This window comes from Micromonospora sp. NPDC047521, from assembly GCF_055587305.1.
The window spans coordinates 130,863-154,969 of sequence record NZ_JBVJGN010000001.1 but is presented as its reverse complement, the minus strand read 5'-3'; the positions used below and the strand labels follow the sequence as shown (position 1 = coordinate 154,969).

18 protein-coding genes are annotated in these 24,107 nt (G+C 68.9%); 15 read left to right on the top strand and 3 right to left on the bottom strand.

Annotation, left to right across the window (positions count from 1 at the left end; translation table 11 throughout):
- Nucleotides 1–64: 64 nt before the first annotated feature.
- From ACZ6N8_RS00730 to ACZ6N8_RS00705, 6 genes are all read left to right on the top strand, one after another.
- Nucleotides 65–1,087: a carbohydrate ABC transporter permease gene (locus ACZ6N8_RS00730; protein ID WP_466006695.1), complete on the top strand. Its 1,023-nt coding sequence runs from the start codon at nucleotides 65–67 to the stop codon at nucleotides 1,085–1,087.
- 53 nt (nucleotides 1,088–1,140) lie between these two features.
- Entirely contained in the window at nucleotides 1,141–1,983 is an 843-nt protein-coding gene (locus tag ACZ6N8_RS00725) for a carbohydrate ABC transporter permease (protein ID WP_466007273.1), read from the top strand.
- Complete coding sequence (locus ACZ6N8_RS00720; RefSeq protein WP_466006693.1) at nucleotides 1,980–4,430, top strand: glycoside hydrolase family 2 protein; 2,451 nt, start codon at nucleotides 1,980–1,982, stop codon at nucleotides 4,428–4,430. The genes ACZ6N8_RS00725 and ACZ6N8_RS00720 overlap by 4 nt, the downstream gene beginning before the upstream one ends.
- A gap of 186 nt (nucleotides 4,431–4,616) precedes the next feature.
- Nucleotides 4,617–4,955 carry an ArsR/SmtB family transcription factor gene (locus ACZ6N8_RS00715; protein WP_387112642.1) on the top strand — a complete coding sequence of 113 codons (339 nt, stop codon included), beginning with the start codon at nucleotides 4,617–4,619 and terminating at the stop codon, nucleotides 4,953–4,955.
- A complete protein-coding gene (locus ACZ6N8_RS00710; RefSeq protein WP_466006691.1) occupies nucleotides 4,952–6,637 on the top strand; it encodes a SulP family inorganic anion transporter in 1,686 nt (561 codons plus the stop codon). Before ACZ6N8_RS00715 ends, ACZ6N8_RS00710 begins: the two co-directional genes overlap by 4 nt.
- Before the next feature lie 42 nt (nucleotides 6,638–6,679).
- Entirely contained in the window at nucleotides 6,680–7,216 is a 537-nt protein-coding gene (locus tag ACZ6N8_RS00705; RefSeq protein WP_466006689.1) for a hypothetical protein, read from the top strand.
- 24 nt (nucleotides 7,217–7,240) lie between these two features.
- On the opposite strand, the gene ACZ6N8_RS00700 is transcribed toward ACZ6N8_RS00705, so the two are convergent.
- Nucleotides 7,241–7,639 carry a hypothetical protein gene (locus ACZ6N8_RS00700; protein WP_466006687.1) on the bottom strand — a complete coding sequence of 133 codons (399 nt, stop codon included), beginning with the start codon at nucleotides 7,637–7,639 and terminating at the stop codon, nucleotides 7,241–7,243.
- 113 nt (nucleotides 7,640–7,752) lie between these two features.
- On the opposite strand from ACZ6N8_RS00700, the gene ACZ6N8_RS00695 reads away from it, so the two are divergent.
- The 5 genes from ACZ6N8_RS00695 to ACZ6N8_RS00675 all read left to right on the top strand — a co-directional run bounded on the left by ACZ6N8_RS00695 (nucleotide 7,753) and on the right by ACZ6N8_RS00675 (nucleotide 15,679).
- Nucleotides 7,753–9,312, top strand: coding sequence for a type I restriction-modification system subunit M (locus ACZ6N8_RS00695; RefSeq protein WP_466006685.1), 1,560 nt, complete (start codon nucleotides 7,753–7,755; stop codon nucleotides 9,310–9,312).
- The gene (locus ACZ6N8_RS00690) at nucleotides 9,309–10,799 is read left to right on the top strand and encodes a type I restriction-modification system subunit M (RefSeq protein ID WP_466006683.1); all 1,491 of its coding nucleotides are present in this window, start codon (nucleotides 9,309–9,311) and stop codon (nucleotides 10,797–10,799) included. Before ACZ6N8_RS00695 ends, ACZ6N8_RS00690 begins: the two co-directional genes overlap by 4 nt.
- Nucleotides 10,796–11,959 (top strand): restriction endonuclease subunit S, encoded by a 1,164-nt coding sequence (locus ACZ6N8_RS00685; RefSeq protein ID WP_466006681.1) that lies wholly within the window; start codon nucleotides 10,796–10,798, stop codon nucleotides 11,957–11,959. The genes ACZ6N8_RS00690 and ACZ6N8_RS00685 overlap by 4 nt, the downstream gene beginning before the upstream one ends.
- Entirely contained in the window at nucleotides 11,956–14,880 is a 2,925-nt protein-coding gene (locus tag ACZ6N8_RS00680; RefSeq protein WP_466006679.1) for a type I restriction endonuclease subunit R, read from the top strand. Before ACZ6N8_RS00685 ends, ACZ6N8_RS00680 begins: the two co-directional genes overlap by 4 nt.
- Before the next feature lie 226 nt (nucleotides 14,881–15,106).
- On the top strand, nucleotides 15,107–15,679 hold the full coding sequence (locus ACZ6N8_RS00675; RefSeq protein WP_466006677.1) for an NUDIX hydrolase: 573 nt from the start codon (nucleotides 15,107–15,109) through the stop codon (nucleotides 15,677–15,679).
- On the opposite strand, the gene ACZ6N8_RS00670 is transcribed toward ACZ6N8_RS00675, so the two are convergent.
- On the bottom strand, nucleotides 15,642–16,790 hold the full coding sequence (locus tag ACZ6N8_RS00670) for a helix-turn-helix transcriptional regulator (protein ID WP_466006675.1): 1,149 nt from the start codon (nucleotides 16,788–16,790) through the stop codon (nucleotides 15,642–15,644). The two genes, ACZ6N8_RS00675 and ACZ6N8_RS00670, sit on opposite strands and share 38 nt — an antisense overlap.
- A 250-nt stretch (nucleotides 16,791–17,040) precedes the next feature.
- Here ACZ6N8_RS00670 and ACZ6N8_RS00665 point away from each other — a divergent pair, with 250 nt between their 5' ends.
- From ACZ6N8_RS00665 to ACZ6N8_RS00655, 3 genes are read left to right on the top strand one after another with little or no spacing between them, the layout of a single operon-like run.
- Nucleotides 17,041–17,334 carry a DivIVA domain-containing protein gene (locus tag ACZ6N8_RS00665; protein ID WP_466006673.1) on the top strand — a complete coding sequence of 98 codons (294 nt, stop codon included), beginning with the start codon at nucleotides 17,041–17,043 and terminating at the stop codon, nucleotides 17,332–17,334.
- Nucleotides 17,331–17,582, top strand: a complete 252-nt coding sequence (locus tag ACZ6N8_RS00660) for a hypothetical protein (RefSeq protein WP_466006671.1) — start codon at nucleotides 17,331–17,333, stop codon at nucleotides 17,580–17,582. The genes ACZ6N8_RS00665 and ACZ6N8_RS00660 overlap by 4 nt, the downstream gene beginning before the upstream one ends.
- Entirely contained in the window at nucleotides 17,579–19,594 is a 2,016-nt protein-coding gene (locus ACZ6N8_RS00655; RefSeq protein WP_466006669.1) for a hypothetical protein, read from the top strand. The genes ACZ6N8_RS00660 and ACZ6N8_RS00655 overlap by 4 nt, the downstream gene beginning before the upstream one ends.
- 151 nt (nucleotides 19,595–19,745) lie before the next feature.
- On the opposite strand, the gene ilvD is transcribed toward ACZ6N8_RS00655, so the two are convergent.
- Complete coding sequence (gene ilvD / locus ACZ6N8_RS00650; protein WP_466006667.1) at nucleotides 19,746–21,593, bottom strand: dihydroxy-acid dehydratase; 1,848 nt, start codon at nucleotides 21,591–21,593, stop codon at nucleotides 19,746–19,748.
- 129 nt (nucleotides 21,594–21,722) lie between these two features.
- On the opposite strand from ilvD, the gene ACZ6N8_RS00645 reads away from it, so the two are divergent.
- On the top strand, nucleotides 21,723–24,077 hold the full coding sequence (locus ACZ6N8_RS00645; protein WP_466007271.1) for a putative bifunctional diguanylate cyclase/phosphodiesterase: 2,355 nt from the start codon (nucleotides 21,723–21,725) through the stop codon (nucleotides 24,075–24,077).
- Nucleotides 24,078–24,107: the final 30 nt, after the last annotated feature.

Here is a 24,107-nt window from a genome sequence, read left to right as displayed (position 1 = left end):
GGCCGTTCACCGGGCCGCCCCACGCCCGCCCGTACCCCCGTCTCTTCGGCCCTGGAGTGTCCCGATGTCCACCACCCGCGCCGCCCCCGCGTCGCCGGGCCGCCGAACCGCCGATCCGCAGCGCGGCCACGGCGCCGACCCGGACCACCACCACCGGCTCGGCTGGCGCGACCGGCTGTACCGGTTCGACATGCGCTACATGCCGTACCTGCTCATCGCGCCCTTCTTCCTGATCTTCCTGGTCTTCGGCCTGTTCCCGTTGGTCTTCAACGGCGTCATCGCGCTGCGCACCTACCGACTGGACGACCCCGCCGCCGCCGGCTGGGCGGGGCTGGACAACTTCCGGCAGCTCTTCGGCGACGAGGACTTCTGGAACGCGCTCTCCAACACGTTCGGCATCTTCCTGCTCTCCTCGGTGCCGCAACTGCTGCTCGCGCTGATCGTGGCGTCCCTGCTCAATCGCCGGCTGCGGGCGCAGACGTGGTGGCGGGTCGGCGTCCTGCTGCCGTACGTCACCCCGATCGTCGCCTCGACGATGGTGTTCAGCGTCTTCTTCTCCCGTGACTTCGGCATGGCCAACTGGGTGCTCGGCCTGTTCGGCGTCGGCGGTGACGAGCCGATCAACTGGCGGGCCGACAAGCTGCACTCCTGGATCGCCATCGCCACCATGGTCAACTGGAAGTGGATCGGCTACAACGCGCTGCTGTACCTGGCCGCCATGCAGTCCATTCCGCGTGACGTCTATGAGGCCGCCGCGGTCGACGGCGCCGGCCCGTGGCGTCAGCTGTGGCGGATCACCGTGCCGATGATCCAGCCGGTGATCGTGTTCACGGTCATCCTGTCCACCATCGGCGGGTTCCAGCTCTTCATCGAGCCGATGCTGTTCGACCTCAACGCCCAGGCCGCCACCGGCGGACCGAACGGCGAGTGGCAGACCATCGCGCAACTCATCTACAAGGTCGGTTGGAAGGACCTCAACCTCGGCTACGCCGCGGCGATGAGCTGGGCACTCTTCCTGATCATCCTGGTCGTGGCGGGGATCAACACCCTGCTGACCAACCGACTCTCCGGAGGGCGATCCAGGTGAGCGCCGTCGACACCGCACCACGGGTCACCAGGCCCCGCCGGCGGGCCGCGCTGATGGGCCGCGCGCCGCAGGACACCCCGGCCGGCATCGGGACGTACCTGCTGCTCGCCACCACGATGCTCTTCGCGGCGTTCCCGCTGTACTGGATGTTCGTCATCGCCACGAGCAACGACGAGGCCCTGGCCCAGATCCCGCCGACGGTGGTCCCCGGCGACCGGTTCCTGGTCAACCTGGAGGAGGTCTTCTCCCTCCAGGACGTCTACTTCGCCGCGTCGCTCGTCAACAGCGTCATCGTCTCGACAGTGGTGACCGCCTCGATGCTCTTCTTCTGCTCACTGGCCGGGTTCGCCTTCGCCAAGCTGCGCTTCGCCGGCAGCCGCTGGCTGATGCTGTTCGTGGTGCTCACCCTCACCGTGCCCAACCAGCTCGGCGTCGTGGCGCTCTACATCGTGATGGGCAAGCTGGGCTGGAACGGCACCCTGCTCGCGGTGATCGTGCCCGGCCTGGTCACCGCGTTCGGCGTCTTCTACATGCGCCAGTTCATCCTCAACACCGTGCCCGACGAGCTGGTGGAGTCGGCGCGGATGGACGGGGCGACCACCATGCGGGTCTACCGGTCCATCGTCCTGCCGTCGATCCGGCCGGCCCTCGCGGTGCTCGGCCTGCTGACCTTCGTGGCGACCTGGAACGACTTCCAGTGGCCGCTGATAACCCTCGGTGGCACCGACTACCCGACCTCGATGGTCGCCATCTCCGACCTGGCCAGCGGCAACTACGTGATCTACCGTCGGGTGCTCGCCGGGGCGTTCGTGGCGACGATCCCCCTGCTGGTCATGCTGTTCATCGGTGGACGCCAGATCGTCCGCGGAATCATGGAAGGCGCGGTGAAGTCTTGAGCCGACAGGCACTCCACGACGGCTGGACCCTGCGGGCCACACCTGGGGCACAGGTGCCGGCCGAGATCGCCGGGCGGGCCGTGCCGGCGACCGTGCCCGGTTGCGTGCACACCGACCTGCTCGACGCCGGGTTGATCCCCGACCCGTACCTCGACGACAACGAGCTGGCACTTGCCTGGATCGGGCGCACCGACTGGACCTACCGCACCACCTTCACGCACACGCCCGGCGACGACGACCGCATCGACCTGGTCTGCGCCGGCCTGGACACCGTCGCCACGATCACCCTCAACGGGGTGCCCGTCGGCCGCACCGAGAACATGCACCGCGGCTACCGGTTCGACGTCCGGTCGTTGCTGCGCGACGGCGACAACGATCTGACGGTCTCGTTCGACTCCGCGTACCGCTATGCCGAGGCGCAGCGCGACCGGCTCGGCGACCGGCCCAACGCCTACCCGGAGCCCTTCCAGTTCATCCGCAAGATGGCCTGCAACTTCGGCTGGGACTGGGGGCCCACGCTCGTCACCGCCGGCATCTGGCAGGACATCGGCCTGCACGCCTGGTCCACGGCCCGGCTGGCCAGCGTCCGCCCGCTTGTCACCGTCGACGGCCGCGACGGCCGCGTCGAGCTGCACGTCGAGGTCGAGCGGGTCGCCGACGTCCCGCTTACCGTCCGCGCCGCCGTCGCCGGCGTCGGCGCCGACGTGGTCGTCCCGGCCGGGCAGCGCACGGCCGTGCTGACCCTCGCCGTCCGCGAGCCCGCGCTGTGGTGGCCCAGGGGGTACGGCGAGCAGGCCCGCCACCTGCTGGAGGTGACCCTGCACGCGCCCGACGGCGACACCGTGGACACCTGGTCCCAGCCTGTCGGCTTCCGCTCGGTCCGGCTGGACACCACGCCCGACGAGCACGGCACCCCGTTCGTGCTGTCGGTCAACGACGTGCCGGTCTTCGTCCGTGGCGTCAACTGGATCCCCGACGACGTGTTCCCCACCCGGATCACCCGCGAGCGGCTGGCCGGGCGGTTCGAGCAGGCCGCCGACGCCAACGTCAACCTGCTGCGTGTCTGGGGCGGCGGCCGGTACGAGTCGGAGGACTTCTACGACCTCGCCGACGAACGCGGCCTGCTCGTCCAGCAGGACTTCCTCTTCGCCTGCGCCGCGTACCCGGAGGAGGAGCCGTTCGGCAGCGAGGTGGCCGCCGAGGCCGCCGAGCAGGTGACAAGGCTGGCGCCGCACCCGTCGCTGGTGCTGTGGACCGGCAACAACGAGAACATCTGGGGCTGGCACGACTGGGAGTGGCAGGAGCCCCTGGCCGGGCGTACCTGGGGCCGGGGCTACTACCTCGACGTGCTGCCGCGCATCGTCGGCGAATTGGACCCGACCCGTCCGTACTGGCCGGGCAGCCCCTGGTCCGGCACCGACGAGCTCCACCCCAACGACCCGGCGCACGGCACCACCCACATCTGGGACGTGTGGAACACCGATGACTACACCCGATACCGCGAGTACGTGCCGCGCTTCGTCGCCGAGTTCGGCTACCAGGGCCCACCGGCGTACGCGACGTTGCGCCGGGCGCTGAGCGACGAACCCCTGGCCCCGGACTCGCCGGGCATGGCCCACCACCAGAAGGCGGCAGGTGGCGACGCCAAGCTCCAGCGGGGTCTCGACGCGCACCTGCCCGCTCCGGCGGACTTCGACGACTGGCACTACCTCACGCAGCTCAATCAGGCCCGGGCCATCCAGCTCGGGGTGGAGCACTTCCGCTCCCACCGGGACGTCTGCGCGGGCACCATCGTCTGGCAGCTCAACGACTGCTGGCCGGTGACCTCCTGGTCGGCGGTCGACGGCGACGGTCGCCGCAAACCCCTGTGGTTCGCGCTGCGCCACGCGTACGCCGATCGGCTCCTCACCGTGCAGCCCCGCGACGGCGGGCTGGCCCTGGTGGCGGTCAACGACGGCGGCGTCACCTGGCGTGCCTCGGCCTCGGTGACCCGGGTGACCCTCGCCGGCGAACCGCGGGCGAAGACGACGATGGAGCTGGACGTCCCCGCGTACTCGGCGGTGACGCTGGCCCTGCCGGCGGAGCTGGCCCGGCCGGACGAGGCCCGACAGGAACTGCTGGTCGCCGAGGCGGGGGAGAGCGCCGAGCGGGCGCTCTGGTTCTTCGCCGAGGACCGGGATGTGGACTGGCCGGCGGCGGCGTGGGACGCGACGGTCGAACCGTTCGACGGCGGGCAGCGGGTGCGGGTCACCGCCACAACCGTGCTGCGCGACGTGACGCTGTTCGCCGACCGGCTCGACCCCGCGGCCACCGTGGACAGCGCCCTGGTCACCCTCCTGCCGGGCGAGTCGGCGACGTTCGCCGTGCGGGCGGGCGGGTCACTGGACGAGGCGGCTCTGACCAGTCGGCCGGTGCTGCGCTGCGTCAACGACATCGAGCGGAGCTAGGCGGGCGGACAATGCGGCAAGCGTCATACCTGTGAGTCATATTTATGACCCACAGGTATGACGCTCGTCGCCGCATGTGGTCTCCGACCTGAGGGCGTGTCCCGGCCGCACCGTGCGCCGGCTGGGCGCACGTAGTTGAAGACTTATTCAAGTGATAAAGTTTTCCTGTCGATCGGGAGGGTGCTCATGTCGGTGCCGCTGTACCAGGCGAAGGCCGAGCTTTTCCGCACCCTCGGGCATCCGGTGCGCATCCGAGTGCTGGAGCTTCTCCAGGACGGCCCGAAGCCGGTCCGGGACCTGCTCGCGGCGATCGAGGTCGAGGCGTCGAACCTCTCCCAGCAGCTCGCCGTGCTGCGCCGCGCCGGAATGGTCACCTCACACCGCGACGGCCCCCTCGTCATGTACGCGCTCAGCACCCCCGACGTGGCCGACCTGCTGGCCGCCGGTCGGCGGATCCTCGGCGCGGTCCTCACCGACCGGGACGGCCTCCTCGACGAGTTGCGCGCCACCGGCGGAGACAGGTGAGCGGCGTCATCCCTGTCGTCCGCGAGCGGCTCACCGGGCTGCTGCCCGGCCGGGCCGACTGGGCGGCCGTCCACCGATCACCGCGTCGGGATCTGCTGGCCGGGCTCACCGTGGCGGTGGTGGCGCTGCCACTGGCCCTGGCGTTCGGCGTCACCTCCGGGCTGGGTGCCCAGGCCGGGCTGATCACCGCGGTGATCGCCGGCGCGGTGGCCGCTGTCTTCGGAGGCTCCAACCTCCAGGTCTCCGGGCCGACCGGGGCGATGACAGTGGTGCTGGTGCCTGTGGTGCAGCAGTTCGGAGCCACCGGCGTGCTCATGGTCGGGGCGATGGCCGGCCTGGTGCTGATCGCGCTCGCCGTGGCCCGCCTGGGGCGGTACGTCCGCTACCTGCCCACCCCGGTGCTGGAGGGATTCACCGCCGGCATCGCCGTGGTCATCGCCCTGCAACAGGTGCCCGCCGCGCTCGGCGTCGTCGACGCGCACGGGGAGAAGGTCTGGTCCGTCGCCGCCGACGCGGTCGCCCGCTTCGTCGTACACCCGAAACCGGCCGCACTCGCGGTGGCCCTCGCCGTCGCGGCGCTGATGCTGCTGGGCGCCAGGTGGCGGCCCGGCCTGCCGTTCTCGCTACTCGGTGTGGGCGCCGCCACCGCCCTCGCCGAGCTTGCCCCGGTCGACCTGGTGCGGATCGGCGCATTACCGCAGGGTCTGCCCGCGCCCTCGCTCGGATTCCTCGACCTCGGCGCGGTGGGCGTGCTGCTGCCCAGCGCGCTCGCCGTCGCCGCGCTCGCCGCCCTGGAGAGCCTGCTCTCCGCGACTGTCGCCGACGGCATGACAGTCGGCGAGCGGCACGACCCGGACCGGGAACTCTTCGGTCAAGGGCTTGCCAACCTCGCCGCCCCGCTCTTCGGTGGCATCCCGGCGACCGCCGCCATCGCCCGTACGGCGGTGAACGTTCGCGCCGGGGCGGCCTCCAAGCTGGCCGCTCTCACCCACGCCGTCGCCCTCGCGGCGATCGTGCTGGCCGCCGCGCCGCTTGTCGGCCGGATCCCCCTCGCCGCCCTGGCCGGCGTGCTGCTGGCCACCACGGTTCGCATGGTGGAGGCCGGCTCGCTGTGGGCGTTGGCACGGGCCACCCGGGGCGACGCGGTGGTGCTGGTGCTCACCTTCGCCGTCACCGTGATCTGGGACCTCGTCACCGCCGTCGCGGTCGGCGTCGGCGTCGCCGTGGTGCTCGCCCTGCGCGCGGTTGCCCGCAGCGCCCGGCTGGAACAGGTGCCCCTCGACCTCGGGGAACACAGCGCCGAGGAGTACGCGCTGCTCACCGAACACATCGTCGCGTACCGGCTGGACGGTCCGCTCTTCTTCGCCGCGGCCCACACCTTCCTGCTCGAACTGTCCGAGGTCGCCGACGTCCGCGTGGTCATCCTGCGGATGTCCCGGGTGACCACGATGGACGCCACAGGCGCGCACGTCCTCGGCGACGCGATACGGCGGCTGCGCGGGCGCGGGATCACCGTCCTGCTCTCCGGCATCACCCCCGCCCACGACCAGGTGTTAGCCACACTGGGGGTGGCTGACGACCTGCGCCGCGAGGAACTGCTCTTCCCGGACACCCCCGCCGCCATCCGGTACGCCCGGGCGGTCGCGCTCTCCACGGCCGCCCCGCTGTCGCCTTCCGGATAGCAGGGGATTCGCGGAGGAGGTACTACCGGTTCAATGACAGGCATGCGGAGATCCAACGGCACGGTGGCGGCGAAAGCACTCATCCTGGCCGCCATTCCCATCGGTGGTGTCGGCTTCTTCGTCGCCGGGCCGTGGGCGGTCGCCGCGATCGTCGCCAACCTCCTCCTGCTCGCTGCCGGCGGCGCTCTGTGGTGGCTGGACTTCCACCGGAAACGCCGCCGGCTCCGCCTCAATCGCGGCGTCGTGCCCGGCACCCGGACGCCTGACAGCGGAATCACCACCTCCATCGCTGACTATCGCGGTGGCCGGCAACCGGTCTTCGTCGAACAGCGTCGCCGGCACCGGCTGATGTTGTCGGCGACCAGCCGGGTGCGGCGCTTCGGCGGGCGCCGGCACGTCGCGGGCGAGCCGCCGCGTGACGCCGAACAGTTGACCCTGGTGGTGGACAACGTGGCCCGGATTCAGCATCTGATCGATACGGGGCAGCAGCGATCCCGGCGTGAGCAGTTGTGGTGGCTGGTCGCGGGTCTGGGGGCATCAATCCCGATCGGCGTGGCCATCAATCTCGTCACCGGCTAGTGGCGGACGCACCGGACTTTCGGATCACTCCTCCAACTGGCCGCCAACTGGAGAACTGCTGTCCCTCACCGTCGGCGTATCGAAATCCGGACTGTCCTGGGACGAAATGGCGGTGGAGACTAGGCTGGCCGCGACCGGCTGCACGGGTGCGACGTCATCGGGCGTACGCAGGTGCGGCGGCGCGGGCATCCATGGCTTCAGGTTCTGGATGATCTGCTCGTAGAAGTCGTCGATCGCCTGTAATACCGAATCGATGAAGGCACCCCGTCCGCTGCCACGCTTCGTTCCCGCCGCCGTGCTCTGGGCGACCCGGAACGCCGGCAGCTCCCCTGTCAGCGATTCTGTCCGGTAGCTGACTGCGGGCCGGTCTACTCCCGCGATCAGGTGATCGGGGTGGCGGGGTGGCACCAGCAGACGGAACATCCCCGTGCCGGGAATCCTCGTTGTCGGCAGTTGCGACTACGGTGGAGCGGCACGGATTCGTGACACCCCGCGCAAGGAGACAGCACCAAGCATGACCAACGACCGGATCTGGCATGGTTGATCGTTTTGCGCGGCCCTCCGCGACGACCCATGACACGCTTGCCATTCCACTCAGCCTGTCGGAGTTAGAGCAGTACCTGGCCAGGGCGGCCGATCTGCTGCGCGGAAGCATCGACCAGGCGGACTTCAAGGCTTACATCTTCCCGCTGATGTTCTTCAAGCGGATCAGTGACGTCTATAGCGAGGAGTACCAGCGCGCGCTGGCGGAGTCGGACGGCGACCACGAGTACGCGTCGTTCCCCGAGAACCACCGCTTCGGTATCCCCACCGGCAGCCTCTGGGAAGACGTACGCGCACGCACCGAGAACATCGGCCAGGCGCTGGTGACCGCCTTCCGGGCGATAGAGAAGGTCAACCCGGACGTGCTGTACGGCATCTTCGGCAGCGCTGCCTGGACGAACAAGGACAAGCTGCCCGACGCCAAGCTACGCGACCTCATCGAGCACTTCTCGACCCGGACGCTGAGCAACGCGGCCGTCCCGCCGGACGTGTTCGGGCAGGCGTACGAGTACCTCATCAAGCGGTTCGCGGACCAGTCCAACAAGAAGGCCGGCGAGTACTACACCCCCAGGTCGGTGGTGCGACTGCTCGTCGACATCCTCGACCCGCAGGAGGGCGAGACGGTCTACGACCCGGCCTGCGGCACGGGCGGCATGCTCATCGAGGTCATCCAGCATGTGAAGCGCCAGGGTGGCCGACCGCAGACCCTCTGGGGCAAGCTCTACGGCCAGGAGAAAGTGCTCGCCACCTCGGGCCTCGCCAAGATGAACCTGCTCCTGCACGGGGTCGAGGACTTCAACATTGCCCATGACGACACCCTGCGCACTCCGGCGTTCTTCGACGGTCCACGCCTCACGCAGTTCGACTGCGTGATTGCGAACCCGCCGTTCTCGCTCAAGAACTGGGGTGAGGTGGCGTGGGGCACCGACCAGTGGGGACGCAACCGGCTCGGAGGTGTGCCGCCCAAGGGGTACGCCGACTGGGCCTGGGTCCAGCACATGATCACCTCCGCAGCGCCCGGCACTGGTCGCGTCGCTGTGGTGCTTCCGCAGGGCGCGCTGTTCCGTCAGGGCGCTGAGGGGCGCATCCGCGAGTTCGTGCTGAAGGCCGGCATGGTGGAGGCCGTGATAGGCCTGGCGCCCAACCTTTTCTACGGCACCGGCCTGGCCGCCTGCGTGCTGATCCTGCGCCGACGCAAGGCCGAGGACCGCCAAGGCAAGGTGCTCTTCGTCAACGGTGAGACGCTGTTCAAGCGCGGGCGTAACCAGAACAGTCTCGAACCCGAGCACGCGGACACCCTGCTGCGCACTGTCCAGGCGTTCGCTGACGCACCCGGCCTGGCGGCGGTCGGCACGCTCGACGACATCAAGAACAACAACTTCAACCTCAACATCCCGCTGTACGTCGCACCCGTCGACGACGGCGAACAGCGCACCCTGGAGCAGGCCCTGACCGACCTCGAAGTGGCCCACGCCGCCGCCCGCGAGACCCGCGCCGCGCTGGAAGCCGAACTGGCCAAGTGGGGCCTCAGCCCGAGCGAGGTGACGGCGTGAACGCCCGCATCACCCAGCGCGAACTGGAGTCCTACCTGTGGGGCGCGGCCGTCGTGCTACGCGGCCTCATTGATGCCGGGGACTACAAGCAGTACATCTTCCCGCTGGTCTTCCTCAAGCGCCTCTCCGACGTGTACGACGAGGAACATGCCGCAGCACTGGCCATCTATGGTGACGACGCGCTGGCCGACCTGCCGGAGAACCACCGCTTCGCCATCCCCGACGGCGCTCATTGGCAGGACGTCCGCGAGGCTGGCAGCAATGTTGGTGCGGTGATCCTCGCCGCAATGCGGGCGATCGAGTCGGCCAACCCGGACACGCTGACCGGGGTGTTCGGTGACGGCGACTGGGGCAACAAGAACCTGCTGCCCGACCGGACCCTCAAGGAACTCATCGAGCACTTCTCCACCAAGACGCTTTCGGTGGCGAACCTGCCCGAGGACGAACTCGGTCAGGGGTACGAGTACCTAATCAAGAAGTTTGCCGACGACTCGGGTCACACCGCCCAGGAGTTCTACACCAACCGCACTCTCGTCCACCTGATGACGATGATGCTCAAGCCCGAGCCAGGGGAGTCGGTCTACGACCCGACCTGCGGCACCGGGGGGATGCTCATCTCCACCGCCGCCGAGCTGCGCCGGCAGGGCAAGGAGTGGCGCAACCTCCGCCTGTACGGACAAGAACTCAACTACGGGACGTCGGCCATCGCCCGGATGAACCTGTTCCTGCACGGCATCGCCGACGGAGATATCGCGCACGGCGACACGCTTACCAAGCCGGCGTTCCTCGACGGTGCCCGGCTGCGCACCTTCGACGTGGTGCTCGCCAACCCGCCGTACTCCATCAAGGCGTGGAACCGCACCGCGTTCGTCAACGACCCTTACGGCCGCAATATGTGGGGCGTCCCGCCACAGGGCCGCGCCGACTACGCCTTCTTCCAACATATCGCCGCCAGCCTCGATCCCGAGACCGGCCGCGCCGCAGTTCTCTTCCCTCACGGCGTGCTCTTCCGCCGCGAGGAGGCCGCTCTCCGTGAGAAGTTGGTAACGTCCGACCTGCTCGAAGCCGTCATCGGGCTCGGAGCCGGGTTGTTCTACAACTCACCGATGGAAGCCGTCGTCGTCACGCTACGCGCCAACAAGCCCGCCAAGCAGCGCGGCAAGGTCCTCTTCATCAATGCGATCAACGAGGTCGCCCGTGAACAGGCGCAGTCGTTTCTGCGCGAGCGGCATCAGAGTAAGATCCTTGCCGCGTACATGGCATTTGCTAGCGAGGACGGTTTCGCCAGCGTCGCCACCCGTGACGAGATTGCCGACAAGAAGTATAGTCTGGCGATCCCGCTCCACGTCACTCGCGTCAGCGCGGTTGCTGGTGCCGAGACAGTGGCTGTCACCGAGGCGTTGGCCTCGTGGCGAACTTCGGCTGTTGAGGCTGACAATGCGATTGACGGTGTCCTCGACCTCCTACGGCAGGAGATGGCCCCATGACCCTGAACCTCGACAAGAGCGGCTGGAAGCATGTCGCCTTCGGTGATGTGGTCAAGAATTTGAACGTCACGGTTAAGGACGCGAAAGCTGCCGGAATTGACCGTGTAATCGCAATGGAGCACCTCAACCCCGGCGAACTGAAGATCAGCCGATGGGGCAGCGCCGAGGACGGAGGCACGTTCACTCGTCGCGTCAAGCCTGGGCAGACCCTTTTCGGCAAGCGCCGAGCCTACCAGCGTAAAGCAGCCCTTGCTGAGTTCGGTGCCATCACCTCCGGCGACATCCTCGTCTTCGAGGCAGATGACACCCAACTCTTGCCCGAGTTCCTACCCCTGCTTGTTCAGAGCGACGGCTTCTATGAGCATGCCCTCGGCACCTCGGCCGGCTCCCTCTCGCCGCGCACCAATTGGCGAGATCTTGCCACCTATCAGTTCCGCCTGCCGCCCCTCGACGAGCAGAAGCGCCTGGCCGACCTTCTGTGGGCAGTCGAGCGTGAGCGACAGGCGGCGAATCGAATAGTGGCGACTGTTGACCGCGCAATCGAGGACCTAGTTGATGCTCTCCTCACTGCTTCAGGTTCTCCCGAGCGCCGCATTGCTGACGTCCTCCGTTTGTGTCAGTACGGTCTTTCGGTGCGTGCTAGCGAAGAGGGCGCTTATCCTATGCTCCGCATGACGAATTTGTATGCGGGTGCCGTGGTGGATCGAGATCTTAAGTATTGCGATCTCAGTGATCCTGACCTTGCCGCGTATCGTGTCGCCAAGGGTGATGTGCTCTTCAATCGCACGAACAGCGTCGAGCATGTTGGTCGTTCAGGAATATTTGACTTGGATGGCGACTTTGTATTCGCCTCATACCTTGTCCGGCTCAGGCCGGACCCGCGGGCCCTTGTCTCAGAGTATCTGAACTACTTCATCAACTCGAAGCTCGGCCAAAGCCGCATTCGGGTGCATATATCAAAGGGGGTTCAGCAGGCGAATATTAGCGCTGCCAAACTCAAGACGGTCAGCATCCCAGTGCCCTCGGTGGCGGAACAACGCATCATCGTCGACCGAATCGAAGCCCTCGACCCGCCGCGCAGCACGGCAACGAGGCGCGTTCGCGATGCCGGCATGCTTTACGGGGCGCTTAGTCGCGAGGTCTTCGGAGGCGGGGAATGAGCTTCAACGAAGCCAACACGGTTCGCGACTTCGTTCGTGACCTGGTTGAGTCGCCTGGCATCCAATTCGTGCCCGGCAAAGAGTTGCCGCGCCGGGAGGATGAGGTGCTGCTGGAGGGCCTGGTCAAGGAAGCCCTGATCAGGTTGAACCCGGTCATCGAGGCTGATCCGCGGCTGGCCGACGAGGTGATCTACCAACTGCGGGCGGTCATCTTGTCCGCTCGGCGCACGCCGAATCCCGTGGTGGCGAACGAGCAGTTCGTCGCGTGGCTGACCGGGCAAAAGTCGATGCCATTCGGCCCGGCCGGAGAGCACGTCACCATCCGGCTCATCGACTTTGTAAATCCAGAGCCGAGCGCCAACCAGTGGATGATCTCCACGGAGGTGACGTCCCGGGTCGGGCGGGTCGAGCGCCGCTTCGACCTGGTGCTGTGGTGCAACGGAATTCCGCTGGTGGTCGGCGAAGCGAAGTCGCCGGTCCGACCGGCGTACACGTGGATCGACGCGGCGGCGCAGATCAACGAGGACTACGAGGTCAACGTCCCAGCCTTCTTCGTCCCCAACGTCTTCAACTTCGCCACTGAAGGCAAGGACTTCCGGTACGGCTCGGTCGGCATGCCAGTCGACCTGTGGGGCCCGTGGCGGGAGGAAACCGACGAAGACGTCCCGGCGCGGACCGCCCTCGCGGTGGTGCGCGAGGCCGTCGAGGGCGTGCTGTCACCGGTGGCGGTGCTGGATTTCCTGCGGTTCTTCACGGTGTTCGCCACCGACAAGGAGCACCGCAAGATAAAGATCATCGCGCGCTTCCAGCAGTTCCAGGCGACGAACCTCGTCGTCGAGCGGGTATTGCACGGCGAGATCAAGCAGGGCCTGATCTGGCACTTTCAGGGTTCGGGGAAGTCGCTGCTCATGGTGTTCACCGCGCAGAAGTTGCGCGCGACAGCCGGTCTGACCAACCCCACTGTGATTATCGTGGTGGACCGGATCGATCTGGACACCCAGATCACTGGCACCTTCAACGCCTCGGACGTGCCGAATCTCGTCTCGACCGACAGTCGCAAGGAGCTGCAAGCACTTCTCAAAGCCGGCGCTCGCAAGGTAATCATCACCACTGTGCACAAGTTCGGTGAAGCGCCCGGGGTGCTGGACGACCGCGACAACGTCATCGTAATGGTTGACGAGGCTCACCGGTCCCAGGAGGGCGACTACGGGCGCAAGATGCGCGAGGCCCTGCCGAACGCCTTCATCTTCGGCCTGACCGGCACCCCGATCAACCGGCGAGACCGCAACACCTTCATGTGGTTCGGGTCCACCGAGGACGAGGGCGGCTATCTCTCGCGGTACTCGTTCCAGGACTCGATCCGGGACGGGGCAACGCTGCCGCTGCACTTCGAGCCGCGCCTATCGGAAATCCACCTCGACGCGGCCGCGATCGATGCCGCCTTCGCCGAACTGGCCGACCAGCACCGACTCACCGAGGCTGACAAGACCACACTCTCGAAGCGCGCCGCCTCCCTGGAGGTGCTGATCAAGGCCGACGAGCGTGTCCACAGGATTGCCGCGGACATCGCCGAACACTTCCGCGCCAAGGTCGAGCCCCAGGGGCTCAAGGCGCAGGTGGTCGTCTACGACAAGGCGACCTGTGTCGCATACAAGGCGGAACTCGACAAGATCCTCGGACCGGACGCGTCGACAGTCGTGATGAGCGCCGGTGACTCAAAGGAGTGGAAGGAATACACCCCTGGCCGGGACGAGCTGGAGCGGATCACCGCCCGCTTCAACGACCCCGCCGATCCTCTGAAGATCCTCATCGTCACGGCCAAGCTACTCACCGGCTTCGACGCCCCGATCCTGTACGCGCAGTACCTGGACAAGCCGCTCAAAGAGCACAACCTGCTTCAGGCGATCACGCGCACTAACCGCGTCTACCCGCCGACCAAGACGCATGGGCTGATCGTCGACTACCTGGGCATCTTCGACGACGTAGCCAAGGCGTTCGCCTTCGACGAGAAGAGCGTACAGCAGGTCATCAGCAACATCTCCGTGCTGCGGAACCAACTCCGCCCGGCCATCGATGCCGCACTGGCCTTCTTTCCCGGCGTCGACCGGACTGTGGGCGGCTATGAGGGGCTCATCGCCGCGCAGACCGCGATCAGTAGTGACGAGGCCCGTGACCACTTCGGCGCTGCCTTCAGCGTCGTCGCCCAACTCTGGGAGACCCTCAGCCCGGACCCGATCCTCTCGACTCATGCCACCGACTACCGGTGGCTCACCGATGTGTACGAGTCGGTGCGGCCGTCGGATATTGCCGGTCGGCTGGTGTGGCACACCCTGGGCGCCATGACGTTGGAACTCATCAACGAACATGTCACCGTCGAGGTGCCCCGCAGCGACCTCGACATGATCGTCCTGGACGCCCAGGTGATCGAAGACCTCATGACGGGTCGGCGGAAGGACGTCGACCCGGGCGAGGTCGAAAAGTGGATTACCGCCCGTATCGCCAAGCACATCGGTAATCCTGTCTTTATTGAACTCGGCAAGCGGCTCACTGCCCTGCGAGAGAAGTACGCCCACTCCCAGCAGGCGAGCCTGGACTTCCTCAAGGAGCTGTTCGCCCTCGCCCGCGACACCGTGGCCGCAGAGAAGGCCGCCGCCGAGGTGCCCCGCGAGGACCAAGGCAGGGCGGCGCTGACGGAGCTGTTCCAGTCACTCAAGGGCAACGGCACCCCGATCATCGCCGAGAAGATCGTCGACGAGGTCGACGAGGTCGTTCGGGCGGTGCGGTTCACCGGCTGGCAGGACACCCGCGAGGGGGACCGCCTGGTCCAGCAGTCCCTCCGCAAGACCCTGTGGACCAAGTTCAAGATCCGCGACAATGACGTGTACGAGCGTGCGCTCGGCTACATCCGCGAGTACTACTGACGACCTCGCGCTGAGGGCGCAGGTAATGCGTTTTCAGCCGGGACGCTGATGTAGGTAGCGGCGTGCCGCCTCCGTCTGCCGATCGCGCTAACGGTTCACGTTTGCGTGGTCGGACGGTCACTATCCGGTAGGAAGCCGGCACGCAGCCCTGCATCCATGAGTCAAGATCAGGCACCGCCACTACGGATGGGGTGTCCGGTGTGGTGGGCGACGGTAGCTTCACGGGGTGCACGAGAACACGACGGGCGAGCCGGGGCCATGGCGGATTCTGGGCGAGCGGACGGTGTATGAGGACCGTTGGCTGCGACTTGATCTGGTCGACGTGGTGCCGCCAGGACTCGAACCCTTCGCCCACCATGTCGTTCGGCTGGATCGTGTCGCCGTCGTCGCCGTGCTTGACGAGCACGATCGAGTTCTGATGTTGCGGCGCTACCGATTTATTCCCGGTGAAACAAGATGGGAACTGCCCGGCGGCATCGTCGAACCGGGCGAGGAGGCGATAGCGGCGGCAAGCCGGGAAGTGGAGGAGGAAACCGGCTGGCGGCCCTCGCCCCTGACCCGCGTGGTCACCTACCAGCCGATGATCGGCATGGTCGACTCGCCACATGAAATCTTCGTTGGGCGCGGTGCCACTTATGTCGGCCCGCCAACGGACGCGGAGGAGGCCGGTCGCGTCGACTGGGTGCCGCTGAGTGACATGCCGGACCTGATGGCGCGCGGCGAGTTGGCGGGGTCGGGAACCTTGGTCGCGATCCTGCACGTCATTGCTGGCCTGGCAACGAACCCGTCTGGCTCTTGATCCGATCTATCCGGCGTCGGTATCGCACAGATCCGGTCAGGTTGACCAGTGAACCGGCCTCCCGTAGATGGGCGCGGGCCTCCTCACTTTCTCCCCGAGCCAAATGTGCCTGCGCGAGATCGCAGCGCATTCCCGCCGCGGCTCGCACGAAGGTATCGTCCATCGCGACCAAAGCCGCCGACAACTCGCCGATAGACCGAGGGTCGCCCAGTAGCGCCAGCGAATGTCCACGCCATCGGCGGAGGTGAGTCTCGTCGAGGAATATCCCTGGCAGAATGGGGTCGCGAACTCCTGTGACGCCTGAGAGATGCCCGCTCGCCCGGTCGAGTGAGCGGCGGCAATCGTCCTGGCGTCGGCTGAGCGCCCACAGCTCTGCTTCAGCGGCAGCCAACCAGGACGACAGTCGAGGCGACAACCGACTTCCTCCGCAAGCCTGGGCTTCCTGCACGAGCTGCGCCCCCAGCTCCGGTCGACCGGCATCGGCCAGGACGTATGCCTGCTCGCCCATGGCATGGGCGAGGTGAAGCGGGTCGTCAGCCTCCCGTGCGGCGCTCTTCGCCAGTTCGTAGTGGTGCCACGCGCGATCCGCCGCGCCGACATCGAGGGCCTGCCACGCCGCGAGCGATGCGGCTTCTGCCAGAGCGCGGGCGAGCGGTTGCCTGGCAGATGGCAGCACGGTAAATGACAGGCTCTCCTGAAGGCGGGACAGATGGCTCTGCATCTGGTCGACAAACTGCGCCGCCCCGAGCTGACGGTCCATGGTGCGAAGAAGTTCCGTCTGATGCCGAAGGGTGCGCACCATCGATTGGCCGACCGAGTGCGAGGCGTCGAGTTGTTCGACCAGTCGTGCGTAACCGTTCCCGTCGTCGTCAACGGGCACGATATCGGAAAACAGTTCGTCGTCGGTCGTGCCGAGGAGGCTCCGCAGGATCGCCGCGTAACTGCTTGAGATCTTCCGCCGGCCGTTCTCCCATTCGGAGACGTAGACCCCAAGGCTGTTGGTAGAAGCGATCATAAGCATGCGTCGGCGGCCGTACTGCTCGATCTCATGGACCAGCCTTGCCTGGGACCAACCCCTGGCAAGACGAGCGCGCCGCAGGTGATTTGCCATAGCCCCCTGCCGATCGATGATGCCGGGTTCAGCTTGCCGCAACTGTGTACCCGTTCCAAGCGGCAGCGGTTAACAGCAGCGGGTTAACCCCTGTTGTCTATCGCAGACCTATGACACCCGGTCTGCTTTGGGCAGCACTCCACTGCTGCCGCAGAACCAGTTGCGGCGATGGGGTGGGCGACGCCGCCTGAGCGATGCTGCTCTGGCGACGTCGCCTCCAGGGTCGTCACCTGCCGAGAAGGGCATTGTCGTGCGCGCGTTTCTCCGTCATCTCCGGGCCGAACCACCCCGGCCGGCGTCCTATCGGGCGGCCAACTACGTACCTCTGAAGCCGTGGCAGGTACGCGGGCGCCGGTTCACCCGGCGAGGCCGGCGTGGCGTGGATGCCGTGGAGGTCGCCGAATTCCTCGACCGCGTCGCCCACGATCTGGCCGAGGTGTATGCGGCGCTGGGCAGCAGCCGCCGGGAGACCGAGCGGATCAAGGATGCGCTGAAGTGCTGGCAGTCACGGCGGGCACGCGAGGACCTGGCGGCCCGCCGATGAGCGCCCGGTGGGTGGCGCACCTGCCGTTCACCGCCGCCGACCTGCCGGCAGCCCAGCACTTCGCCGGCACCCTGGCCCGCTCCCTGACCTTCCTGTCCGAAGTGGACGCGGGCGAGACCACCGTGTCCGTCGAGGACGCCCAGGGCGTACGCCATCGGGTCTTCTGCGACCTGCCCCTCGACGGCGGTCGGCGGTGCGTGCGGCGGGTCGAGCACGACGGTGACTGCGCGGCCCGGCGGTGTCGGTGACCGCCGCCCCCGTCGTCGTCTGCCCGGACTGCGACGGCATGACCATCACGCTGGAACCGTGCCGGTGCACCACCTACGGTGACCGGTTCCTCGCCGACGCCGACATGCTCGGGCCGCGCCGGGAGGCGTACCGGAGTTGCGAGCAGTGTCGCGGCGCGGGCAGCCTCGCGTACCCCTGTTATCGCTGCGGGCGGCGCGGCCGGCGGCGTGCGCAGCTCGTGGTCACCGTCGCCAACCTGGACACCGGCGCGGTCGCGTCCCACCAGGTCGTGCCCGGCGGCCTCGACCCCCGCCGCGACCCGGCGGGTCACTGGGTGGTCGACCTTGCATCCCGGGTACGCGAACTCGCCGCCACCGTCGGCTCGGTCGTGGACGATGCCGACGCGCCTTCGCTGTGGCTGGACCGCCAGTGGCGACCCGACCTGCCCGCAGCGCAGCGGCACGAGCTGGAGGCCCACGCCATCCTGCGGACCGATCACGCCCCCTGGCGGCTGGTGCTGGGCCGATCCACCGCCCCGGCGACTGTCGACCCGGCCGCACGACTGGCCCGGCTGTGCGCGCTGGCCGACCTGTTGCTGCTCGACCTGGTCGTCGAGGCCCGTCGGCAGGGCGCGGGGTTCTGCTGGGCCATCCGGTACGAGGTGCCCGGCTCCCCGGTGCCGCTCGGGCCGCCCGGCTGGTGCCGGGACCTGCCGGAGGCGCTGACCCGCACGGACGTGGCCGACGCCCTCACCGGCCTCGCCGAGCGTGGCCTGGCCGTCCCCGCCCGGCTGCTGCGCCCCGACTCGCCGCGCCCACCCGCCGCCCCCGTCGTGGACGTCGACCAGCTCGAACGCCGCGTCCTCGCCGACTGCGTCGACCTGGCCGGGGGCGAGTTGCCCGGCGCGCAGGCCCTGTGGCGCAACGGCTGCTGGTGGCACACGACTCTGCGGGCCGACGAGCCGGTGGAGATCCTCACCGAGCAGCCAACCGGCCAGGTGGTCCGCCGGGTGCAGGTGCCGGTGACCCGCGGCTACCAACCACCCGACCCGTCCTGGCTGGGTGGACCCGTCGACTGGCGGTCCTGCCCGGACTGCCGGCCACACAGCCGGCTACGCGCCTGCGACTGCCGGCTCGGCGGTCACGCGGCCGACCCCGACTGCCCGCACTGCTGCGGCGCTGGCCTGCGCCCATCCGCGCTGCACTGCTACACCTGCGGCGACACCCGGCGCCTGCATCAGACCGTGCTGGTCACCGTGACGGACCTGCGGCACCGGGTGGTGCACCTGGCCTGGCAGGCCGGTACGCCCGAAGTCGCTCCGCTGGTCGCCACCCAACCGGGCGGCAAGCCCGTCGTCCAGCTTCCGGGCCGTTACCGGCTCGGCTCCTGGGCGGCCGTGCTCGGCGCGAGGCCCGACGATCTAGCCGACGCCGACGGCGGGCAGCAGATCAGCAAAGACCTTCGCGACGGGTACGTCACCCTGCCCTGGGCCGGGGCCGACCCGGTTGGGGAGCACATCCGCAGCACAGGCCGGGGTACGCCGGCCGGCCGCCTGATCGTGGTGGCGACGCCTCCCGATTCGCCGCCGCTGCCCGAGTTGCTGCGGCTCGCCCTCGGCCTTGACCTGACCCTCGTGGTGGCCGTGTGCGACCTGCGGCACAACGCCGCAGACCCACTGCTGGCCGACGGATTGCGCTGGTCTGTCGAGGTGAAGCCGCTTGATGCAGCCGTCCGCCCCGACGACTTCCCCTACCGGCCGAGCCTGGCCGCCGCGCTCGCCTGGTGCGTCGAGTGCCTGACCGACGCCGTCGCCGGGGCCGCCCCGACCGATCCGACGGTGCCCATCCCGGTGCCCTGCTCGGGGCCGCGCGACGTCGCCGATCCCGAGCCGGAACTGCTACGCCTGGCGGCCCAGCACGCCGGGCAGGTGGTCACCGTTCGCTTCACCCGCGCCGGCTGCACGGCGTACCGACACGACGACGACGGCGTCAGCCTCCTCGCCGAAGCCCCCGACCTGCGCGATCTCGGCTGACCCGGGATCGGCTGTCAACGAGGCGCGACGAGCGGGCGGAAATGGCACTGCCCGGCCGGGTGCGTCTCCGCGCCGGCCGGGCAGCATTGGTGTAGTGGACGGTGGCCGCCCCGTTCAACATTGGCGATCCAGTGTCGACCGCGAGCGGCGGTTACTCCGGGACGCGGCGGTAGGCGCCGTCGCTGGCCGAGGTGGCCATCGAGGCGTACGCGCGCAGCGCCGCCGACACCGGCCGCTGCCGATCGACCGGGGTGTACGGCTTGTCGCGCTTCTCCTCGGCCACCCGTCGCGCCTCCAGCTCGTCCTCCGGCACGTTCAGGGAGATCGATCGGCCCGGGATGTCGATGACGATCTCGTCACCCTCGCGGACCAGCGCGATCAGTCCACCGGAGGCGGCCTCGGGAGAGGCATGGCCGATGGAGAGCCCGGAGGTGCCGCCGGAGAAGCGGCCGTCGGTGAGCAGCGCGCAGGACCGGCCCAGCCCGCGCCCCTTGAGGAACGAGGTGGGGTAGAGCATTTCCTGCATGCCGGGGCCGCCCTTCGGGCCCTCGTAGCGGATCACCACGACGTCGCCCGCGACGATCTCCTTGGCGAGGATCGCGGTGACGGCGTCGTCCTGCGACTCGTAGACCTTCGCGGGTCCGCGGAAGGTCAGGCACTCGTCCGGAACGCCGGCGGTCTTCACGACGCAGCCGTCCGGGGCCAGGTTGCCGTGCAGGATGGCCAGGCCGCCGTCGGCGGAGTACGCGTGCTCGCGGTCGCGGATGCAGCCGCCGGCCGCGTCGGTGTCCAGCGACGACCAGCGGTTGGTGGTGGAGAACGGTTCGGTGGTGCGCACCCCACCGGGCGCCGCGTGGAACAACTCGACGGCGGTCGGGGTGGGCGAGCCGCCGCGCACGTCCCAGTCGGTCAGCCACTGCGCCAGCGAGGGGGAGTGCACGGCGTGCACGTCCCGGTTGAGCTGTCCGGCCCGGTCCAGTTCGCCGAGGATCGCGGGGATGCCACCGGCCCGGTGCACGTCCTCCATGTGGTAGTTCGGCGAGTTCGGCGCGACCTTGGCGAGGCACGGCACCCGCCGGGAGATCGCGTCGATGTCGGCGACGCCGAAGTCCAGTTCCGCCTCGCGGGCGGCGGCGAGCAGGTGCAGCACCGTGTTGGTGGAGCCGCCCATCGCCACGTCGAGGGCGACGGCGTTCTCGAACGCGGCCTTGGAGGCGACCGTGCGGGGCAGCACCGAGTCGTCGTCGCCGTCGTACCACCGCTTGGCGATGTCCACGACGGTGCGGCCGGCCTCGACGAAGAGCGACCGGCGCGCGGCGTGGGTGGCCAGCGTCGAGCCGTTGCCGGGCAGCGCCAGGCCGATCGCCTCGGTGAGGCAGTTCATCGAGTTGGCGGTGAACATGCCGGAGCAGGAGCCGCAGGTCGGGCAGGCGGAGCGCTCGATCTCGCCGAGCTGCTCGTCGGTGACCGATTCGTTCGAGGAGGCGATCATCGCGTCGATCAGGTCGATCTTGCTGTGCACGACGCCCTCGATCGCCATCGTCTTGCCGGCCTCCATCGGGCCACCGGAGACGAAGACGGTCGGGATGTTGAGCCGCAGCGCGGCCAGCAGCATCCCCGGGGTGATCTTGTCGCAGTTGGAGATGCAGACCAGGGCGTCCGCGCAGTGCGCGTTGACCATGTACTCGACGGCGTCGGCGATCAGCTCGCGGCTGGGCAGCGAGTAGAGCATCCCGCCGTGGCCCATCGCGATGCCGTCGTCGACGGCGATGGTGTTGAACTCCCGACCCACGCCGCCGGCCTCGGCCACCGCGTCGGCGACCAGGCCGCCCATGTCCTTGAGGTGTACGTGACCAGGGACGAACTGGGTGAAACTGTTGGCGATGGCGACGATCGGCTTACCGAAATCGTCGTCGGTCATCCCGGTGGCCCGCCAGAGGGCCCGGGCGCCGGCCATCGTCCGACCGTGCGTGGAGGTCTTCGACCGCAGCTCAGGCATGTCTATCAGCATGACACCGCCCCGGCGCCCGCCACCGGCCGTGTGCGCCGTGTCCCAACAGATGCACACCTGGTCCCCCACGGCGAGCGCTCATCCGGCACTCTGGAGGACGTGCATCTCCCCCCGGGCATGGTCGCGGTCGCGGCGTTGAGCGGCCTCGTCGCCGCGGTGGCCGTGGCCCTGCTGACCGTGGTGGCCACGCGCCGCACCGGGCCGCGCCGGCCGGCGCACGTGCTCCTCGCGGTGGCCGCCGGGATCTCCCTGTCCAGCCTCGTGGTCGGCGTGGGGGCGGCGCTCGCCGCCAACGACCACTGGGCCCACGAGCAGGGGCAGCGCACCGGCTGGGCCACCATCGCGGCGATCGGCACGGCGGTGAGCGGGTTGGCGTTCGCGGCCGGTCTGCTCCGGCTGCCCGGGGTCGCCGCCACCGCAGCGGGGACCGCCCGGCTCGCCCTGGACGGCCTGACCATGGCGGCCGCGTTGTGGTTCGTCGGCTGGGTGCTCTTCTCCGAGCCCACCCGACTGCTCGGCGACGCCACCCCGAAGGCCTGCCCGGCGATCCTGCTCGCCACGGTGAGCGCCGCCATCGGCGCCGGGCTCGCCGTGATCATCGTCTTCCGGGCCGCCGCACCGCGTCGGCGGCTGGCCGTGCTCGGCGCCGGCATCAGCGCGGTGAGCTGCGGCGGTCTGGGCTTGAGCGCGGGGCTCTGCCAGGCCGGTCCGGCGTTGGCGCTGACCGGCGGGGCGGTGCTCGCCGCCGGCCTGCTGAGCGTCGCGCTCGCCGTGCACCGGGCCGACCGGCCGGGACAGGTCGACCTGGACCTGATCGGTCGCGACGGGGAGTACGCGCTCGCCCCGATGCTGGCGATGGCCGCCTCGGCGATGTACCACCTGCTCCAGGACGGCCGGTTCACGGCGCCGGGCATCGTGGCCGGCAGCGTGGAGGGTTTCGCCCTGGTGGCCCGCCAGTACCTGACGCTCAAGGACGTCCGGGACTACGCGGGCCGGCTGGCCGAGCGCGAGGCGCACTTCCGCGAGCTGGCGCACACCGATCCGCTCACCGCGTTGGCCAACCGGCGCGGGCTGCTGCGCGCGTTGCACGACAGCGCGGCCGCGGGCACCCCGTGCGTCCTGCTCGGCCTCGACCTGGACGGTTTCAAGCACGTCAACGACATGCGCGGCCACGACGTGGGCGACGCCGTGCTGGCCGAGGTGGGTCGTCGGCTGCGCGGCAACCTGCGCCCCGGCGACGTGGCGGCCCGGCTCGGCGGTGACGAGTTCGCCGTCCTCATGCAGGGTCGGCCGGCCGACGCGGACCGGGTCGCCGAGCGACTGCTCGGGGTGGTCAACCGCCCGTACGACCAGCCGGAGGGGCCGGTCTTCCTGTCGGTGAGCATCGGGGTGGCCGGTTGGGCCGACGAGCCGGACGTGGAGCTGCTGCTGCGCCACGCCGACCTGGCGCTGCGGTACGCCAAGCAGCGCGGCAAGAACCGGATCGAGCGGTACGACGCCGCCTACGACCAGCTGCTGCGCCGGCGGACCACGCTGGAGCACGAGCTGCGCGGCGCGATCGACCGCGACGAGCTGCGGCTGGCCTTCCAGCCGGTGGCGTCGCTGCCGTCGGTGCGTCCGGTCGGCGCCGAGGCGCTGCTGCGGTGGCACCATCCGGAGCTGGGCAACGTGCGCCCGGACGAGTTCATCCCCCTGGCCGAGGAGTGCGGGATGATCTCCACGCTCGGCGCGTGGGTGCTGCACCAGGCCTGCTACCAGCTGTCCCGTTGGCTGGCCGACGGGCACGACGTCTGGGTCTCGGTGAACGTGTCCCCGCGCGAGCTGCACGCTCCGGAGTACGTGGTGCAGGTCGCCGAGGCGCTGCGCGCCCACCACGTGCCGCCGCAGCGGCTGGTCCTGGAGGTCACCGAGCACGCCGTCGCCACCGACCTGGACGAGCTGATCCGACGGCTGACCGCGTTGCGGCTGACCGGTGTGCGGATCGCGTTGGACGACTTCGGTGCCGGCTACTCCTCGCTGGGGCAGCTGCGTCGCCTGCCGATCGACATCCTGAAGATCGACCACAGCCTGGTGGCCGAGCACGAGCCGGTCCGCCCGGTCGGGCAGGACGGTCCGGCGTTCGCGCCGATGGTCGACATCGTGATGCGGCTGGGCCACCAGCTGGGGCTCGAGGTGATCGCCGAGGGGGTGACCACGCCCACCGAGTTGGCCGCGGTGGTGGCCGCCGGTTGCCGGTTCGGTCAGGGCGCGCTCTTCGGCTGGGGAGTGCCGGCGGAGCACCTGGAGGCGATGCTGGAGGCGGCGACGTCACCGGGTGCGCGTCCCGCTCCGCTGCCCACTCCACGCCGGGTCTCCGGCGGGTCCGGGCAGGTCAAATCGGCTGGTGATGGCGCGTCGCGGGCCGACGCGCCGTCCTCCGTTAACCAACATGTGGGATCAGTTGACTCATCGCGTGAGATGCGTCAGGCTTAGCCGCATGTCGTCCCGGTCGCTGCGAGTACT

Bases quoted from the DNA above. Each gene is read 5' to 3' on its own strand.
- ACZ6N8_RS00730 (WP_466006695.1), top strand. From the start codon at position 65: ATGTCCACCACCCGCGCCGCCCCCGCGTCGCCGGGCCGCCGAACCGCC.
- ACZ6N8_RS00685 (WP_466006681.1), top strand. From the start codon at position 10,796: ATGACCCTGAACCTCGACAAGAGCGGCTGGAAGCATGTCGCCTTCGGT.
- ACZ6N8_RS00670 (WP_466006675.1), bottom strand. From the start codon at position 16,790: ATGGCAAATCACCTGCGGCGCGCTCGTCTTGCCAGGGGTTGGTCCCAG.
- ACZ6N8_RS00705 (WP_466006689.1), top strand. From the start codon at position 6,680: ATGCGGAGATCCAACGGCACGGTGGCGGCGAAAGCACTCATCCTGGCC.
- ACZ6N8_RS00660 (WP_466006671.1), top strand. From the start codon at position 17,331: ATGAGCGCCCGGTGGGTGGCGCACCTGCCGTTCACCGCCGCCGACCTG.
- ilvD (WP_466006667.1), bottom strand. From the start codon at position 21,593: ATGCCTGAGCTGCGGTCGAAGACCTCCACGCACGGTCGGACGATGGCC.
- ACZ6N8_RS00645 (WP_466007271.1), top strand. From the start codon at position 21,723: ATGGTCGCGGTCGCGGCGTTGAGCGGCCTCGTCGCCGCGGTGGCCGTG.
- ACZ6N8_RS00715 (WP_387112642.1), top strand. From the start codon at position 4,617: ATGTCGGTGCCGCTGTACCAGGCGAAGGCCGAGCTTTTCCGCACCCTC.
- ACZ6N8_RS00680 (WP_466006679.1), top strand. From the start codon at position 11,956: ATGAGCTTCAACGAAGCCAACACGGTTCGCGACTTCGTTCGTGACCTG.
- ACZ6N8_RS00695 (WP_466006685.1), top strand. From the start codon at position 7,753: ATGGTTGATCGTTTTGCGCGGCCCTCCGCGACGACCCATGACACGCTT.
- ACZ6N8_RS00700 (WP_466006687.1), bottom strand. From the start codon at position 7,639: ATGTTCCGTCTGCTGGTGCCACCCCGCCACCCCGATCACCTGATCGCG.
- ACZ6N8_RS00725 (WP_466007273.1), top strand. From the start codon at position 1,141: ATGGGCCGCGCGCCGCAGGACACCCCGGCCGGCATCGGGACGTACCTG.